The following is a 17242-nucleotide window of genomic DNA, read 5'->3' on the forward strand; positions in this document are numbered from 1 at the left end:
AATCAATGAAAGCGGCAGAAATCCGTTGCCGAGTTACCAAGGGCGGGAATTCGTCATTTGCTTAATTCTAAACGCGCAAATGCCAACCCTCGAAATCGACGCTCAGCCTTACCTGATGGGCATTCAGGAGAATTCCGAGGGAAAATCGGCATTCACGGCATTTCTCATCTTACGGAAACCGGCGCGGACGGGGAAATGACATTGATGCATGGGTGCGCAATAGCGAATTGACGTATACGTTAACGAAAGAATTTCTGTCCCGATTTATCGATGGCGCGACGCAGCATGGCTTGTTGCGCAATTCATGGAAGCGATCGGCAGATATTGCGCCGGTGTTCATTCCGTTGAACGCGTACCACCTGTTTTCATGTCACCCATCACGCGTGGCCTGAATCTCAACCAATCGCTTGCGCGAATTCACCGTAGTGCTTATCCGGAAATTGCGCTACGCCGATGTGAAATCCCCGAATGTCAGTAGTGTTTTGGATAACAGACTAATCGGCGCGCTCTTAAATATTTGTGATCGTATATTTTGGGCTGCGTTTTATTGGGAATGCCGGTCTGTGTTGTGGTCCATGGGGTTTTGTTGCGAATCCTTACGAAGTCTTGCCGAATGTTGCGCAGCGGCTCAGGCAATGCGGAGTCCTGACGACCTGTTTCGCTATTCCCACCAGATTGCGTGGCAATGAACATCATTAGCCGGGGGTAATGAAGGGGGAAATGCTGGGGAAATTCCGGGATTCATGCCCTGATTCTGTGCATATTCTGAAGTTGAGTTCGCGAGATTCAATGCGATTTGTGCTGGCACAGACTCATTCATCGGAAATGCTGTTTTCAATTTGTTAAAACTCGTGCTATTTTAAGTGGCGATCCATTTTAACAATGTAAGGACACGCCAGATGGCAAACTATAAGGAAATTCGCGCGCAGATCGAGAAGCTTGAAAAGCAAGCGGACGAAGCTCGCGCCAAGGAAGTTTCGCAAGTCATTGCAGAACTCAAGCAGAAGATTCAAGAGTACGAGTTGACCGCCAAGGACCTGGGCCTTGCCACGACCGATGGCCGTCGCCGCGCAGCACGCGCGCCGCTCGCTGCTAAGTATGCGAATCCGGCAACGGGCGAAACGTGGTCGGGCCGCGGTCGCGCACCCAAGTGGATTGGCAAGAACAAAGAGAAGTTCCTGATCAAGTAAGGCCGCCGGTGTCGTTGCCGGACAGGCATTGCCGGTCACATGCCAGGGAAGGCGGGGCGAAGCATCATTGCGGTGTCTTACAAGAAACATCGCGCTGAGCCATCTCCAACGTGTCCCTGTGAGCAGTAAAGCAGCAGCCCAGTAGTTGTATTGCCCCCCATCCCGGATCGCCTGGCTGTGGCTTGATGTGATGCAGTGCCCGTAATGAATAAAACCCGCCGTCCAACGCTGGACGGCGGGTTTTTTCATGGGTGTTTCAAACGAATCTTGCGGGGCGTTACAGGATTAAGCCGCGCCCGGATCGTCCGGCGGGAACATTAACGTGACGCGCAGCCCGCCCGTCGGGCGATTGCTGAACGAGACACGCCCGCCCAGTTGCTGCGTCAGCTTGTCGACGATGGCCAGCCCCAGCCCGCAGTGCGCGTTACCACCGCGCGCCGGGTCCAGCCGTACGAAGGGGCGGATGATCCGGTTGATGTCTTCATTGGGAATGCCGGGCCCGCTGTCTTCGATGACCAGTTGCCAGCCGCTCGCGTCCTGCGACGTGCGGATCGCCATCGGCGCCCGCCCGTACGACACGGCATTGTCGAGCAGATTGTTGACGATGCGTTCGAGATAGGTCTGCTTGAGCTTGAAGCCCGGGCCGGCCTGAAGATCCAGCTCGATCGCGTAGCCCTGATCGAGGAACGGCTGAATCAGCGAGGGCATGCGCGCTTCCACCGGTGATGCGGCGCTATCCGACTCGATGCCTCGTGCAAACAGCAGGAACTGATCGACGATGCGGGTCATCGACTCGGCGTCGCGCGTGATGCCTTCGCTCATCTGGGTGTCGTCGATCATCTCGGCACGCAGGCGCAGCCGGGCGAGCGGCGTTTTCAGATCGTGGGCAATCCCGGCGAGCATCGTATTGCGCTCGCGATCGGTCTGCACGATGTCGTGACTCATGCGATTGAAGCGCTCGGTGAGCTGGCGAACTTCCAATGGGCCACGTTCCTTGACCGGCGTGCGGATGCGATGGGTCGCCAGTTGCTCGGCGGCCGCTGCCATATCTCGCACGGGGCGCTGCAATTGCCACGCGGCAAAGAGCGCAAAGATGACCGTGATGCCGAGCACCGCCGCGAGACCCGGCAGGATCGTGGCGGTGCCGGGCGGGTTACGCACCGACAGCACGGGCGTGGCAATCCAGTAATCGCGGCCCGGCAAACGTGCCCAGATACGCGGCGGCGGGGTGCGTTCGACGCGCAACTGGGTGCCGGCCGGCAGGCGGCGCGCCAGTTCCGTGGTCAGACGCTGGGTCTTGCTGGGCGGCTCGAACACGTCGCCATGGGCAAACGTAGCGGGTACCACCTGCACGAGGTCGGGCAGCATGAGCTCCGAGTGACCATCGTGGACCTCGGCGGCTGCCTTGATGATGAACGCCATCTGTTCGGCGGCGTTTTGTACGCGCGTATCGTCGTGATCGCTGCGCAGGATCGTCAGATAAGAGAAATGGCTGATGACCAGCGCGGCAATGATGAGCAGCGCCAGACGGCCAAACAGCGTGTCGAAACGGCCTTTCATGCGGGGCTCCGCATGTGGCCCGGGGTTAACAACATTGCCGGAGTCCTTGCCAGACCGGTGAGCGAAGCCCTTCCAACGAAAGACTTCGGGAAATAGCGTGCGACGCCGGTATAACACCCGACCCGGGTCCCGGCGCATCAGCCGGCTGCCATGTCGGCCCGCTGGCCGTCGGGTACGAAGATGTAACCGCGCCCGCGCACGGTCTGGATAAAGCGCGGGCTTTGAGCGTCTTCGTCGAGCAGGCGGCGCAGGCGCCAGATCTGCACGTCGATGCCGCGATCGTTCACGTCGCTGTCGGCGCCGTAAAGCAATTCGATGATGCGTTCACGCGAGAGCACCTGCATGGCGTGATTGACCAGCAGGCGCAGCAACCCGTACTCACCGTCGGAGAGCGTGAGCAACTGCGCATCGCGTGTGAGCGTGCGGCTGCGGAAGTCCAGTACGAACGGCCCGAACGTGTAGTTCTCGCGCTGCTCGGGCACGGCGGCGTCGGGCGACTTGCGCCGGCGCAGCACCGCGTTGATACGGGCGAGCAACTCGCGCGGGCTGAACGGCTTGCCGAGATAGTCGTCGGCACCGATCTCGAGCCCTACGATGCGGTCGATTTCGTCGCTGCGCGCGGTGAGCAGAATGACCGGCACGTCGTCGTTGCGTGCGCGCAGATCGCGCAGCGCCGTCAGACCGTCGACCTTCGGCATCATCAGGTCGAGCACGATCAGCGCAGGGCGCTCTCGCTCGAGGCGCGCGGCCAGCCCGTCGCCGTCGTGCATGACAGCAACAGAGAAGCCGTGACGGCTGAGATATTCACGCAGCAGGTCACGCAGATCGGGATCGTCGTCGACAACAAGAATCTTCATATTCGTTCTGACAGGTTGTGTCGTCATGATAGTGGCCTCCCCGTGCGGCTTTGCACGCGTTTTGTTTCCGGGCATTACAGTGTTGGTCACCTGTAATCATGCGTAATAATAGAGCCTGTGCCGTCCGCGCACGAAAACCGCGCACTTCCGCGAACATCATTTAAGCTTCGCACTGTCTGCGCATCACCTCTTCCATGCACACCCAACCGCACTTTCTCGCCTTGCACGCCTTTTGCAAGTGGGCGAGGAGAACGCTGCGGTCAGGCACTGCGAGGCGCGGCACGCGGGAATAAGCAGGTCTGCGAAGCATCGCCGGACAGCGAACCATCTCCCGTGTATCGGGTCCCTTACGGCATAACGCGCTTTTTGGTCCCGCCCCATAAAGGTGTCACGTCCGTCTGCTATGCTGATCCACCGATTTCGGCGAGGCATAGGGGCGGGGAGCCCCCCCGGGCCAGCTTGCCGCGCCGCAGCAATCAGAAAAAATAACGTCGTCCGCACCGGACGAATCCGCTAAACACTCCGTTGTAACGAGGAAGTCATGACCGAGCACGGTCCCCACGGTTCCGACCAACCGAACGATTCCGGTCGTTCGTCAGTGCCGCCCACGTCCCCCGCAGCCGGGGCGCGCCGCGACATGGGGGCAACCCCACCGGCCTCGCGCAAGCGCCGCTGGCTCGTGCCGGGCGTGATCGGGCTGATTCTGGTGTTGATCGCGGGCGGTGTTTACTACCGCTTGCAGGCCCAGAACGCGCAAGGGCCGGCCCAGCAGGGCGGACGCCGCGGCGGCCCGCCCGCCGGTATGGCAGGCGCTGGCGGCATGCCGGCCACGCCGGTGACCGCCGTGGATGCGAAGAAGGGCGACCTGCCCGTGTTCCTCAACGGGCTGGGCACCGTAACCCCGACCCGCAGCGTCATCGTGCATTCGCGCGTGGACGGTCAGTTGATGAAGGTGCACTTCAAGGAAGGCGACATGGTCAAGGAAGGCCAGTTGCTCGCCGAGATCGACCCGCGGCCGTTTCAGGTGGTGGTGACCCAGCAGGAAGGCCAGCTCGCCCACGATCAGGCCCTGCTCAAGAATGCGCAGCTCGATCTGGCCCGCTACGAGACGCTGCTCAAGCAGGACTCGATTGCCTCGCAGACCGTGGATACCCAGCGCGCGCTCGTCAAACAATATGAAGGCACCGTCAAGTCCGATCAGGGCCAGTTGGACAACGCCCGCCTGCAATTGAACTACGCCAGCGTCACCGCGCCGGTCTCGGGGCTGGCCGGCCTGCGTCAGGTGGACCCGGGCAACATCATTCATGCGTCCGACACCAACGGCATCGTGATCATCAACGAAGTCACGCCGATCACCGTCGTCTACACCATTCCTGAAGACAACCTGCCGCGCGTGGTCAAGCGCACGCGGGCCGGTGAGACGCTGCCGGTCGACGCATTCGACCGGGCGGGCAAGATCAAGCTCGCCACCGGCAAGCTTGCTTCCATCGACAACCAGATCGATACGACGACGGGCACCGTCAAGCTCAAGGCCGCGTTTGCCAATACCGAAGGCATGCTGTTCCCGAATCAGTTCGTCAACGTGAAGATGCTGGTCGATACGCTCAAGGACGCAACGCTCGTGCCAAGCGCAGCGGTGCAGCGTGGCACGCAAGGCAGCTTCGTTTATGCGGTGCAGCCGGACCAGACCGTCAAACTCAAGACCGTGAAGCTCGGGCCGACCGATGGCACCAACGTCGCGGTGGAGTCGGGTGTGGAGCCGGGCGAGAAGCTCGTGATCGACGGTATGGACAAGCTGCGCGACGGCGCCAAGGTGGAAGTGATTACGGCCGAGAGCCGTGCTGCGGCGACCGCACCGCGCCAGCCGGGCGAGAAGCGTAACAGCAATGGCGCTCATCGCCGTCCGGCGCAGTAAGGTGCGGCAAGCGTGAGTCTGCTGCCCCCGCCGCCCTTGCCGCCCCTGCTGATCGAATACGCGGGCACCGCGCCAATGCCGGTGCCCGCCCGCACGCCGCCCATAGAGATGCTCCCCCGACGCTGCCAATGAATCCGTCCCGCCCGTTTATTCTCCGACCGGTTGCCACATCGCTGCTGATGCTGGCGATTCTGCTCGCCGGTTTTGTCGCCTACCGGCTGTTGCCGATCTCGGCACTGCCGGAAGTCGACTATCCGACTATTCAGGTCGTCACGCTCTACCCGGGCGCGAGTCCGGATGTGATGACGTCCTCGGTCACGGCACCGCTCGAGCGCCAGTTCGGCCAGATGCCGGGCCTGAACCAGATGTCGTCGACGAGTTCGGGCGGCGCCTCGGTGATTACGTTGCAGTTCTCGCTCGATCTCGGGCTCGACGTTGCCGAACAGGAGGTGCAGGCCGCGATCAACAGCGCCAGCAACCTGCTGCCGAGCGATCTGCCGATGCCGCCGATCTACAACAAGGTCAACCCGGCGGACACCCCGATCGTCACGCTGGCGATCATGTCGAAGACCATGCCCCTGCCCAAGCTGGAGGATCTGGTCGACACGCGCGTGGCGCAGAAGATCTCGCAGTTGCCGGGCATCGGCCTCGTGAGCATTTCGGGCGGCCAGCGTCCGGCGGTGCGTATTCAGGTCAATCCGCGCGCCATTACGTCGTACGGCCTGAACATCGAAGACGTGCGCACGTCGATCGCGGCAGCCAACGTCAATCAGGCCAAGGGGAGTTTCGACGGCCCGCTGCGCGCTTCGACCATCGACGCCAACGATCAACTGGCATCGGCCGACGAATATCGCAATCTCGTCATCGCTTACAAGAACGGCGGCCCGATTCGGCTGACCGACATCGCCGACGTGATCGACGGTGCGGAAAATACCAAGCTCGCCGCATGGGCCGACACCACGCCGGCCATCGTCGTGAACGTGCAGCGCCAGCCGGGCGCCAACGTGATCGAGACGGTCAACAAGGTCAAGGCGCTGCTGCCGCAGTTGCAGGGCGCGCTGCCCGGCAGCGTCGACATGAAGCTGCTGACCGACCGTACGACGACGATTCGCGCGTCGGTCGCCGACGTGCAATTCGAACTGATACTCGCCGTCGCGCTGGTGGTGATGGTGATCTTTGTCTTCCTGCGCAACGTCTCGGCCACCATCATCCCGAGCGTGGCGGTGCCGCTCTCGCTGATCGGCACGTTCGGCGTGATGTATCTCGCGGGCTTCTCGATCAATAACCTCACGCTCATGGCGCTGACGATTGCCACGGGCTTCGTGGTCGACGATGCCATCGTGATGATCGAGAACATTACGCGCTATCTGGAGCAGGGCGAAAAGCCGCTTCAGGCGGCGCTCAAGGGCGCCGAGCAGATTGGCTTCACGATTATTTCGCTGACCTTCTCGCTGATCGCCGTGTTGATTCCGCTGCTGTTCATGGCCGACGTGGTGGGCCGGCTGTTCCGCGAGTTCGCCGTCACGCTGGCGGTCTCGATCCTGATCTCTGCGGTGGTCTCGCTCACGCTCACGCCGATGATGTGCGCGAAGCTGCTGCGCCATGTGCCTGACGAGAAGCAGGGCAAGTTCTACCGCAAGACCGGCGAGATGTTCGACCGCATCATCGCCAAGTACGGCGAGTGGCTCACGTGGGTGCTCGACCGTCAGACCGCGACGCTGTTTGTCGCTCTCGGCACGCTCGTGCTCACGGTGCTGCTCTATCTGTGGGTGCCCAAGGGCTTCTTCCCGGTGCAGGACACGGGCGTGATTCAGGGGATTTCGGAAGCGCCGCAGTCGATTTCGTTCGCCGCCATGGGTGAACGCCAACTGGCGCTCGTGAACGAAGTGCTCAAAGATCCGGCGGTCGAATCGGTGTCGTCGTTCATCGGTGTCGACGGGGTGAACGCCACGCTCAACAGCGGCCGTTTGCTGATCAATTTGAAAGACAAGGATGTGCGAGGGCTCGATGCCTCGGCCGTCATTCGCCGCTTGCAACCGCAACTGGAGCACGTGCCGGGCATCGCGCTGTACATGCAGCCGGTGCAGGATCTGACGATCGAAGACCGTATCAGCCGCACGCAATATCAGTTCACGTTGCAGGACCCGAGTCTGGACACGCTGGGCATCTGGGTGCCCAAACTCGTCGAGAAGCTCAAACATGTGCCGTTGCTGGCCGATGTGACGAGCGACTTGCAGGTCAATGGCTTGCAGGCGTATGTGGAGATCGACCGCGATACGGCAAGCCGCCTCGGCGTGACCCCGGCAGCCGTCGACCAGACGCTGTACAGCGCGTTCGGCCAGCGGCTGATTTCGACGATTTACACGCAGGCGTCGCAGTATCGTGTGGTGCTCGAGGTGTCCTCCGAATTCCAGCGTGGTCCCGATGCGTTGAAGAGTATCTACGTGGCGTCGAACACCGGCGTGCAGGTGCCGATGTCGTCGTTCGCGACGATCACCGAGAAGCCCACGCCGCTCGCGATCAACCACCAGAGCCAGTTCCCGGCCGCGACGATCTCGTTCAACCTCGCCAAGGGCGCCTCACTGGGGGACGCGGTCAAGGCGATCAGCGAGGCCGAAGCGTCCATCGGCCTGCCGATCAGCACGCAAACCACCTTCCAAGGCGCAGCACAGGCATTTCAGGCGTCGCTCTCGAACACGTTGTGGCTGATTCTTGCCGCCGTGGTGACGATGTACATCGTGCTGGGCGTGCTCTACGAGAGCTACATCCACCCGATCACCATTCTGTCGACGCTGCCGTCGGCGGGCGTGGGCGCGTTGCTCGCGCTGATGGTCTCGGGTAACGACATCAGCATCATCGCGATCATCGGCATCATCTTGCTGATCGGTATCGTCAAGAAGAACGCCATCATGATGATCGACTTCGCGCTGGAGGCCGAGCGCGAGCACGGCATGGCGCCGCGCGAGGCGATCTATCAGGCGTGTCTGCTGCGCTTCCGCCCGATTCTGATGACGACGATGGCCGCCGTACTCGGCGCGCTGCCGCTGATGCTCGGGTCGGGCGTCGGCTCGGAGCTGCGTCAGCCGCTCGGTATCACGATGGTCGGTGGCCTGATGGTCAGTCAGGTGCTCACGCTCTTCACCACGCCGGTGATCTACCTGTGGTTCGATCGTCTGGCCATGCGTGCGCGTCAATGGCGCGAGCGGCGCTTCGGTCCGTCGGATGATGGCGACCATGGTGGCCACGGCGGCCATGCCGTCAGCGACACCCCGGACGGTCAGACGCGATGAACCTGTCGTCTGTCTTCATCCGGCGCTCGGTCGCCACAGTCCTGCTGACCATCGGCGTCACGCTCGCGGGCATCGTCGCCTTCGGGCTGCTGCCGGTGTCGCCGTTGCCGCAGGTCGACTTTCCGACGATCTCGGTGTCGGCCTCGTTGCCGGGCGCCAGCCCCGAGACGATGGCGGCGAGCGTGGCGACGCCCCTCGAACGTTCGCTCGGCCGTATCGCTGGCGTGACGGAAATGACCTCGAACAGTTCGCTCGGGTCGGCGCGTATCACGCTGCAGTTCGACCTGAGCCGCGACATCAACGGCGCGGCGCGCGACGTGCAGGCGGCCATCAACGCGGCGCGCAGTCTGCTGCCCACCGGTCTGCCGAGCAACCCGACGTACCGCAAGGTGAACCCGGCCAGCGCGCCGGTGATGATCATTGCGCTCACGTCCGAGAGCATGACGCGCGGGCAGATGTACGACGCCGCGTCGACGATTCTCGCGCAGAAGATTTCGCAGTTGGAAGGCGTGGGCGACGTCACTGTGGGCGGCAGTTCGCTGCCGGCGGTGCGTGTCGAACTCAACCCGACGGCGCTCAACAAGTATCAGATTCCTATCGAGTCGGTGCGCACGGCGATTCAGTCGGTGAACGCCAACCGGCCGAAGGGCGCGCTGGAAGACGGCGACCGCCGTTGGCAGATTCTGGCCAACGATCAGGCGAAGACGGCCAAGGAATACCTGCCCGTCATCGTCAGTTATCAGAACGGCCGGCCGGTGCGGCTCGCCGACATTGCCGACGTGGTCGACTCGGTGCAAGACGTGCGCAATGCGGGCTCGGCCAACGGCAAGCCGTCGGTGCTGCTCATCATCACGACGCAGCCGGGCGCCAATATCATCCAGACGGTCGACGGCATCAACGCGATTCTGCCGAACCTGCGCGCGTCGATTCCCGCTGCCATCAATCTCGATGTGGTGATGGACCGCACGCCGACCATTCGTGCATCGTTGCGCGAAGTGGAGCGCACGTTGCTGATCTCGATTGCGCTCGTGATCGGCGTGGTGTTCGTCTTCCTGCGGAACTGGCGTGCGACGTTGATTCCGAGCGTGGCCGTGCCGGTCTCGCTGATCGGCACGTTCGGTGTGATGTATTTGTGCGGCTTCAGCCTCGATAACCTCTCGCTCATGGCGCTGACGGTGGCGACAGGCTTCGTGGTCGATGACGCTATCGTGGTGCTGGAGAACATCTCGCGGCATATCGAAGAAGGGCTGAGTCCCTTCGCGGCGGCGCTCAAGGGCACGCGGGAAGTGGGCTTCACGGTGCTGTCGATGAGTATCTCGCTGGTGGCCGTGTTCATTCCGCTGCTGCTCATGGGCGGGATCGTCGGGCGGCTGTTCCGCGAGTTTGCGGTCACGCTCTCGGCCGCCATCATGGTCTCGCTGGTGGTGTCGCTCACGACCACGCCGATGATGTGCGCGCGTCTGCTCAAAGGGCGCGCGGCGCCGGGCGTGCCGGAAGGCGCGGCACCGCTCGCGACCGAACCGCCGCGCCGGCCGTCGATCTGGACGCGCATGGGCAACTGGACCGAGCGCATGTTCGACGGCATGTTGCGCGAATACGAACGGTCGCTGACGTGGGCGTTGCGCCACGGGCCGCTGATGCTGGTGATTCTGTTCGCGACCATCGGCCTGAACGTCTGGCTCTACACCGTGGTGCCCAAGGGCTTCTTCCCGCAGCAGGACACTGGGCGGATGATCGGCTTCATTCAGGCCGATCAGGCGATCTCGTTTCAGGCGATGGAAAAGAAGCTCGCCGACTTCATCAAGATCGTGCAGGCCGACCCGGCCGTGGCGACGGTGACCGGCTTTACCGGCGGCTCGAATCGCAACGGCGGCTCGATGTTCGTCACGTTGAAGCCGTTGTCCGAGCGCAAGCTCTCGGCCGATCAGATCATTGCGCGCCTGCGGATCAAGCTGGCCAAGGAGCCGGGCGCGCAGCTCTATCTGCAATCGGTGCAGGACATCCGGGTGGGGGGGCGTTCCAGCAACGCACAGTACCAATACACGTTGCAGGCCGACGACTTGCAGCAGTTGCGCGAGTGGGAGCCGAAGGTGCGTAACGCGCTGTCGCGGCTGCCGATACTGGCCGACGTGAACACCGACCAGCAGGACAAGGGGCTGCAAACCACGCTCGACGTCGATCGCGATCAAGCGTCGCGGCTGGGCTTGTCGATGAGTCAGATCGATAACGTGCTGAACGACGCGTTCGGCCAGCGGCAGGTATCGACCATCTACAACCCGCTCAATCAGTACAAAGTGGTGATGGAAGTCGCCCCGCAGTGGTGGCAGAGCCCCGAGTCGCTGAAAGACATTTACGTGGTGACCTCGGCGGGTGCGCAGGTGCCGCTGTCGGCATTTGCGAAGTATCGGCCGACGAATACGGCGCTGGGGGTTTCGCACCAAGGGCAGTTTGCGGCGAGCACGATCTCGTTCAACTTGCCGCCGGGCGTGTCGCTCTCGCAGGGGCAGGCGGCGGTCAACGACGCGGTGGCGCGTCTGGGCATGCCGACGTCCGTGCACGGCAGTTTTCAGGGCACGGCGCAGGCGTTTCAGTCGGCGCTCTCGTCGCAGCCGTTCCTGATTTTGACGGCGCTGCTCACGGTGTATATCGTGCTCGGCGTGCTCTATGAGAGCTACATCCACCCGCTCACCATTCTCTCGACGCTGCCCTCGGCGGGCGTAGGCGCTTTGCTCGCGCTGCTGCTCTTTAATACGGAGTTCAGCATCATCGCGCTCATCGGCGTGATTCTGCTGATCGGTATCGTGAAGAAGAACGCGATCATGATGATCGACTTCGCGCTCGATGCGGAGCGGCGTCAGAACATGGCGCCGCGCGATGCCATCTTTCACGCGTGCGTGCTGCGGTTCCGTCCGATCATGATGACGACGATGGCCGCCATGCTCGGCGCCATTCCGCTCGCATTGGGCACGGGCGACGGCGCAGAGCTGCGCCAGCCGCTGGGTATCTCGATCGTGGGCGGTCTGCTCGTGAGTCAGGTGCTCACGCTTTATACGACGCCGGTGGTGTACCTGTATCTCGACCGGGTGCGCCTGCGCTGGGCGCGCTGGCGTGCGCGCGGCCACGGCGACGTGGAGGTGGGCCATGGCTGATCGCAGCTTCAACCGGCCAGTGCTTTCGCTGCATTCGCTGCATTCGCTTCGCTGGCTGCCGATGCTGGCCGTGCCACGTGCGGCGTCCGTGATCTTTTCCGAATCCGACTCTCCTGTCTCGGCCGATGGGCCGACCCGTGCCATGCCTCGTACCCTGAATCGTCAAGTCAACGCTGCCCGCCACCCTGCCGTGGGGCGTGCGGGGGCATCGTTGCGCACACGCCGTACGGCCGCGTTTCTCGCTGCGAGCGCTGTGCTCTGGCTGGCGGGGTGCGCCGTCGGGCCCGACTACGTGCGCCCCGAGATGGACACCCCGGCCGCGTTCAAGGAAACCGGCGACTGGAAGCTGGCCGAACCGAACGACGCTGCGGCCAAGGGCGAGTGGTGGGCGATTTATCAAGACCCTGTGCTGAACGACCTCATGGCGCAGGTCGACGTGAACAACCAGAACATCAAGGTCGCCGAGGCCAACTACCGTCAGGCACTGGCGGTGGCCTCGCAGGCCCGTTCGGCGTTTTTCCCGACGATCGAGGCCAATTCGAGCCTGACGCGCAGCAGCTCACGCGTGAGCAACACGGCAGTGAGCGGCTCGGGCGCGGGCGGTATTTCGAATAGCTACAGCCTGTCGGGGACGGCCAGTTGGGAGCCGGATATCTGGGGCAGCGTGCGCCGCTCGGTCGAATCGGGCGATGCGAGCGCGGCAGCGAGTGCCGCCGATCTGGCCAATGCGCGCCTGTCGGCGCAAGCGTTGCTGGCGCAGAACTATTTCGATCTGCGGGTGACCGATGCCCAGAAAGCGCTGCTCGACCGGACGGTTGCGGCCTACGAACAGACGCTCAAGCTTACGCAGAACCAATACGCCGTCGGTGTGGCGCAGCGCTCCGACGTGATTCAGGCGCAGACGCAATTGCAGTCGGCGCAGGCGTCGGCGATCGATATCGAAGTCACGCGCGCGCAGTTGGAACATGCCATCGCGTTGCTGATCGGCAAGGCACCGGCGGCATTCTCGCTGGCCGTGGCGCCGCTGCGCGCAGCATTGCCCGCTGTGCCGGGCACGTTGCCGTCGCAGTTGCTGGAGCGTCGCCCGGATATCGCGGCGGCGGAACGTGCGGTGGCTTCGGCCAACGCGAAGATCGGTGTGGCCAAGGCGGCCTTCTTCCCCGCGCTCTCGCTCTCGGCGTCCGGTGGTTTCCAGAGCAGCAGCTTCGCCAACTGGCTGACGCTGCCGAGCCGCTTCTGGTCGGTCGGGCCGGCACTGGCGGCGACGCTGTTCGACGGCGGTCTGCGCCGCGCACAAACCGACGCGGCCATCGCGGCGTACGACGCGCAGGTGGCGACCTATCGTCAGACGGTGCTCACCGCGTTCCAGTCCGTCGAAGACAATCTGGCGGCCTTGAACTATCTGGGCCGCGAGGCAACCGTGCAGACGCAGGCCGTACAGTCGTCGCGCGAGGCGGCGCAGCTCATCCTGAATCAATACAAGGCGGGCACCGTCAGCTTTCAGAACGTGTTGACAGCCCAAGCCACTGCGTACAGCACGGAACGTACGTCGCTGACAATTCTCGGCCGCCAGTTCACCGCGAACGTGCTGCTGGTGACGGCGCTGGGCGGCGGCTGGCACGGCTTGCCACCGGAGGACGGCGGGCCGGCGGTCACGGACACCCCCGAGACCCCCGCAGCCCCGGCAGCACCGGCAGCACCGGCAGCACCCGGGGCGGCGTCCGGCGCGTCAGCCGGCTGATTCGTTCCCACGCCATCGTCGAACGCCGCGCCTTGCGCGGCGTTTTGCATTCCGGCAGACGGTGACGCGTTGCCCCGCGTAATGCGTCATTTCCGAGCATCTGCGGGGGCCGCCCACCGATTTGCGAGTTGGTGTTTGAGCTATTTCCGAACTTCGCACTCGGAATCGCGGAAGTCCTTGCTGCGAATTGTCCGAACCGGTGTGACGCGAGTAGCACAAAGCGGGGGGCGCCGGGCGTGAGTGATTTCACCTTCAAGCGAGCGTGTTCAAGCGTTTCGCCAGCCGTTACCTCGCTATGAGGCAGTGGCTGGGCGTCTCGCGCGTTGACCACAGTGCGTAGCAAGGGTGCCCGGTTGAATTGTCTATGGGCGATCTCCCAGCGAGGATGGCCGAATCGTTTTGCCAGAATGTTCCCACTTCGCTGCGATGGCAGGCACGAAGCGCCGTGTTGCCGCGGCAGTTCTGCCAGATGACAAATCAAGGAGGGGGACAGCGATGACAATCAACGTCGTGGTCGCAGATGACCATCCGATTGTGCGTTACGGAATTCGCCGTTTGCTAGAAGAGCGGGAGATGATTCAACTGGTCGGGGAGGCGGCCAATTCGTCGGAACTCGTCAGCATGTTGGCCAAGTCGCCGTGCGACATTCTGGTGACCGATTTTTCGATGCCGGGCGGTCACTTCAAAGACGGGTTATTTCTCATCGGCTACGTGCGCCGGTATTTTCCGAATATCAAGATCATCGTCGTCACGATGCTGGAGAATCTGGCGATCCTGCGCGGCATGCTCAAGCTGGGCGTGCACTCGATCCTCTCGAAACTCGACGAACAGAGTTCCATTGCCGACATCGTGTGCGTGGTGGCCGACGGCAGCCGCTACATTCCTGCCGGGTTGGCCACGCGGCTGCACGATTCGGTGGCCGACGATGCCGAAGCCGATGCCTCGAAACTCTCGGGGCGTGAAGTGGAGGTGGTGCGGCTCTTCGTCTCGGGACTCACGATCAGCGAAATCGCGTTCAAGTTGAGCCGCAGCGTCAAGACCGTCAGTTCACAGAAGACCAACGCCATGCGCAAGCTGGGACTCGACCGGGACGTCGATCTCTATCACTACGCCACGCGAACCGGTATCACCTGATGCCGGCGCAACAATAAAACTTCACGCGTCATGCTTCCCGTGCCCCCCACACCCATGGAAACTTCAGGCTCACGCGGGCAGGCGGATTCCGCGCATATCGCGCAGAATCAACTCGCCCGCGCGGAGCATCTGCTTCAACTGATGCACCACCTGTTTGAGTTCCTGCACATTGGCGTCGACCGCATCGGGCTGCTGTTCCTGCGCGACGACGAGCGCGTCGAGACGCCGCGTGTAGTCGCGCATGGCTTCGCTGGCGGCCTGCGCATCGGTCGGCACTGAGGCGGCCGGGGCGGCCACCGCTTGCGACAGCAAGTCGCTGATGGCCGATACCACTTGCCCCAGTTCGCCACTCTTGTCGGCCGCAATCTGACGCGGCAGCACATCCGACATGCCGGTGATGTACGACGCCATCACATGGTTCTGCACCAGCAGGTCGTTGAGCTCACCCACCGACACCTGCTTCGACTTGGGCTCGAGCATCATCCGCTTGAAGGCTGCACCAAAATTCCCGAAAGCAATATGCATGTCCTTGCGCGCCATGCGATAGGCGAGATCGTCGCGCTTGCCTTCGCGGCCGGCGGACGACTCGAGATACGCCCGCGTGGACTGCACGGCCTGCCGGATCAGCGGGCCCATCAGACGGTATTCCCAGTAGGGGAACAAGTAGGAACACACCAGCGCGACGCCCGAACCGATCAACGTATCGATGGCGCGCTCGCCCACCACCGACAACGAGCCCGGCAGCAGAAAGTGGAACAGCAGCAGCACGTACGACGACATGAACACCACGGACAAGCCGTAGTTGAAGAGCGAGAGGCTGTTGCCCATCACCATGCAGAAGAACATCAGCGCGAACAGTACCCACGGCTTGTGCACGAACGACAGAATGATCAGCACGCTCACACACCCCACGAGCGTGCCGGTGAGACGCTGGGCGTTTTTCTGCTTCGTCAGGCTGAAGCCCGGCTTCAAGATCACGATGATCGTGAGCAGTACCCAGTAACTGTGCGCCTGCCCCGCGAGCAACGACCAGTTCTCGCAGATGATGAGCCCGGCCGTGATGGCGATCGTCACCCGCAGCGCGTGGCGAAAGCTCGGTGACGAGAACGTGAGGTTCTTGCGCAGCAGCTTGGGCGAGAAGCTCTGCCGCGAGGTGAATCGCAGCAGCGCCTGATCGATCTGCATCTCCGTGGCGGAGGCGGCCGTGGCGATATTCGTATTGCGATGCATGCGCTCGAGCACGCGCGTGGCGCTCCACACCCGGCGGAAGGTGCTGGTCACGGCCTGATAGGCCTCGGGCGCGCGCTGCGGCAATTGCTGTTTGCGCATCAGCTCGATCTCGTACTCGATCGCCCGAAACTCGGCGCGCCAGCTGCGCTGCGCGCGCGACGGCTCGTTGGTGGCGATGGCGTAGCCGATGGCGTCCACCTCGACGGCGATCTTGCGAACCATGTCGCGGAAGAACACGAGCACGTCTTCGTTGGCGAACTCGCGGCGTAGCATCGGGTAATCGGTGTGCACCGACACCACCACCTCATGCAGGTCGACGATGTTGATGAACAGATTGAACAGCATCGTGCGGCGCGGTTCCAGCGTACCGGTGCGCAGCCGGGGCAGATTGCGCAGAATGATCTCGCGCGCGGCCTGCTGTTTCTCGACCACGTTGACCTGCGCGGCAATCAACTTCCGGTAGCAATCGTCGATATCGGTCGACGAATCGTAGAACGCCGCCTTGGCTTCGAGATACTGCGCAGTGACGAAGAAACATTCGGCGAGCGTCTGCTGTTCGATGCGAAACCACCAGACACGGCACACCACCAGACTGAAATAGGTGTACCAGAGCCCGCCGATCAATACGGCCCCGGCGTCGAGTACGGCCTGATGCCGGGTGAGATCGGCCTCGACGTTGAGCACCATCATCATCAGGCAGGCAAAACTCACCAGCGAGGCGCGAAAGCCGTAGACCACGAGCATCGACAGGCCGAACGTGAGAATCAGCGTGGTGAGCCAGAGCTGCCACGGCTGGGCCGCGGTGGCCATGCCGGTGATCAGTACCGTCAGCGCGCCGAGCAGCGTGCAGCTAAGCAGTTCGGTGTGCTTGTGACGCAGGGGGCCGTTGATGTCGACGACGCTGGCGCACAACGCCCCCGAGGCGACTTCGATGCCGAGCAGGTGCTGATCGAGCCCCCAGAACAGCACGAGCGCAGGCAAGACGACACCCACTGCCTGCCGGGTGCCGGTGAAAAAATAGTGGCTATATAAGAACTTCTTGATATCGGTCTGGTAGTCCATGCGTCGGGTGCGAGGGTTCCGCTGCAAAGCCGGCCGTGCGCGGGTAGCGCGCGGCGCAGACAGGAGTCTAGCCCAACGCCCGCGCAGCGCGAAGAGGGGATACTGCCGGTTACA

9 protein-coding genes are annotated in these 17242 nt (G+C 62.9%); 6 read left to right on the top strand and 3 right to left on the bottom strand.

Annotation, left to right across the window (positions count from 1 at the left end; all coding sequences use genetic code 11):
* Positions 1-899 precede the first annotated feature (899 nt).
* Positions 900-1190 carry an H-NS histone family protein gene (locus PIN31009_RS20535; RefSeq protein WP_087691420.1) on the top strand — a complete coding sequence of 97 codons (291 nt, stop codon included), beginning with the start codon at positions 900-902 and terminating at the stop codon, positions 1188-1190.
* A 285-nt stretch (positions 1191-1475) separates the two neighbouring features.
* Here PIN31009_RS20535 and PIN31009_RS20540 read toward each other — a convergent pair whose 3' ends face one another.
* Both PIN31009_RS20540 and PIN31009_RS20545 read right to left on the bottom strand, forming a co-directional pair.
* Positions 1476-2750, bottom strand: coding sequence for an ATP-binding protein (locus PIN31009_RS20540; RefSeq protein ID WP_150686030.1), 1275 nt, complete (start codon positions 2748-2750; stop codon positions 1476-1478).
* A 137-nt stretch (positions 2751-2887) separates the two neighbouring features.
* The gene (locus tag PIN31009_RS20545) at positions 2888-3634 is read right to left on the bottom strand and encodes a response regulator (protein WP_058375757.1); all 747 of its coding nucleotides are present in this window, start codon (positions 3632-3634) and stop codon (positions 2888-2890) included.
* Between the two features lie 514 nt (positions 3635-4148).
* On the opposite strand from PIN31009_RS20545, the gene PIN31009_RS20550 reads away from it, so the two are divergent.
* The 5 genes from PIN31009_RS20550 (at position 4149) to PIN31009_RS20570 (ending at position 14836) form a co-directional block, all read left to right on the top strand.
* On the top strand, positions 4149-5522 hold the full coding sequence (locus tag PIN31009_RS20550; protein WP_246185778.1) for an MdtA/MuxA family multidrug efflux RND transporter periplasmic adaptor subunit: 1374 nt from the start codon (positions 4149-4151) through the stop codon (positions 5520-5522).
* A gap of 128 nt (positions 5523-5650) precedes the next feature.
* A complete protein-coding gene (locus tag PIN31009_RS20555; RefSeq protein ID WP_150791433.1) occupies positions 5651-8812 on the top strand; it encodes an MdtB/MuxB family multidrug efflux RND transporter permease subunit in 3162 nt (1053 codons plus the stop codon).
* Entirely contained in the window at positions 8809-11961 is a 3153-nt protein-coding gene (locus PIN31009_RS20560; protein ID WP_150686032.1) for a multidrug efflux RND transporter permease subunit, read from the top strand. Before PIN31009_RS20555 ends, PIN31009_RS20560 begins: the two co-directional genes overlap by 4 nt.
* Positions 11962-12151: 190 nt before the next feature.
* Complete coding sequence (locus PIN31009_RS20565; RefSeq protein WP_425495505.1) at positions 12152-13702, top strand: efflux transporter outer membrane subunit; 1551 nt, start codon at positions 12152-12154, stop codon at positions 13700-13702.
* A 495-nt stretch (positions 13703-14197) separates the two neighbouring features.
* The gene (locus tag PIN31009_RS20570; protein ID WP_174996234.1) at positions 14198-14836 is read left to right on the top strand and encodes a response regulator; all 639 of its coding nucleotides are present in this window, start codon (positions 14198-14200) and stop codon (positions 14834-14836) included.
* A 69-nt stretch (positions 14837-14905) separates the two neighbouring features.
* Here the strand turns inward: PIN31009_RS20570 and PIN31009_RS20575 are convergent, their stop codons facing one another.
* Positions 14906-17128 carry an FUSC family protein gene (locus PIN31009_RS20575; protein ID WP_150686034.1) on the bottom strand — a complete coding sequence of 741 codons (2223 nt, stop codon included), beginning with the start codon at positions 17126-17128 and terminating at the stop codon, positions 14906-14908.
* Positions 17129-17242 lie beyond the last annotated feature (114 nt).

The organism is Pandoraea iniqua (assembly GCF_902459685.1).
Classification (GTDB): domain Bacteria; phylum Pseudomonadota; class Gammaproteobacteria; order Burkholderiales; family Burkholderiaceae; genus Pandoraea; species Pandoraea iniqua.

Coding starts and splice junctions, on each gene's coding strand:
- PIN31009_RS20540 (WP_150686030.1), bottom strand. CDS start 2,750: ATGAAAGGCCGTTTCGACACGCTGTTTGGCCGTCTGGCGCTGCTCATC.
- PIN31009_RS20570 (WP_174996234.1), top strand. CDS start 14,198: ATGACAATCAACGTCGTGGTCGCAGATGACCATCCGATTGTGCGTTAC.
- PIN31009_RS20575 (WP_150686034.1), bottom strand. CDS start 17,128: ATGGACTACCAGACCGATATCAAGAAGTTCTTATATAGCCACTATTTT.
- PIN31009_RS20555 (WP_150791433.1), top strand. CDS start 5,651: ATGAATCCGTCCCGCCCGTTTATTCTCCGACCGGTTGCCACATCGCTG.
- PIN31009_RS20535 (WP_087691420.1), top strand. CDS start 900: ATGGCAAACTATAAGGAAATTCGCGCGCAGATCGAGAAGCTTGAAAAG.
- PIN31009_RS20550 (WP_246185778.1), top strand. CDS start 4,149: ATGACCGAGCACGGTCCCCACGGTTCCGACCAACCGAACGATTCCGGT.
- PIN31009_RS20545 (WP_058375757.1), bottom strand. CDS start 3,634: ATGACGACACAACCTGTCAGAACGAATATGAAGATTCTTGTTGTCGAC.
- PIN31009_RS20560 (WP_150686032.1), top strand. CDS start 8,809: ATGAACCTGTCGTCTGTCTTCATCCGGCGCTCGGTCGCCACAGTCCTG.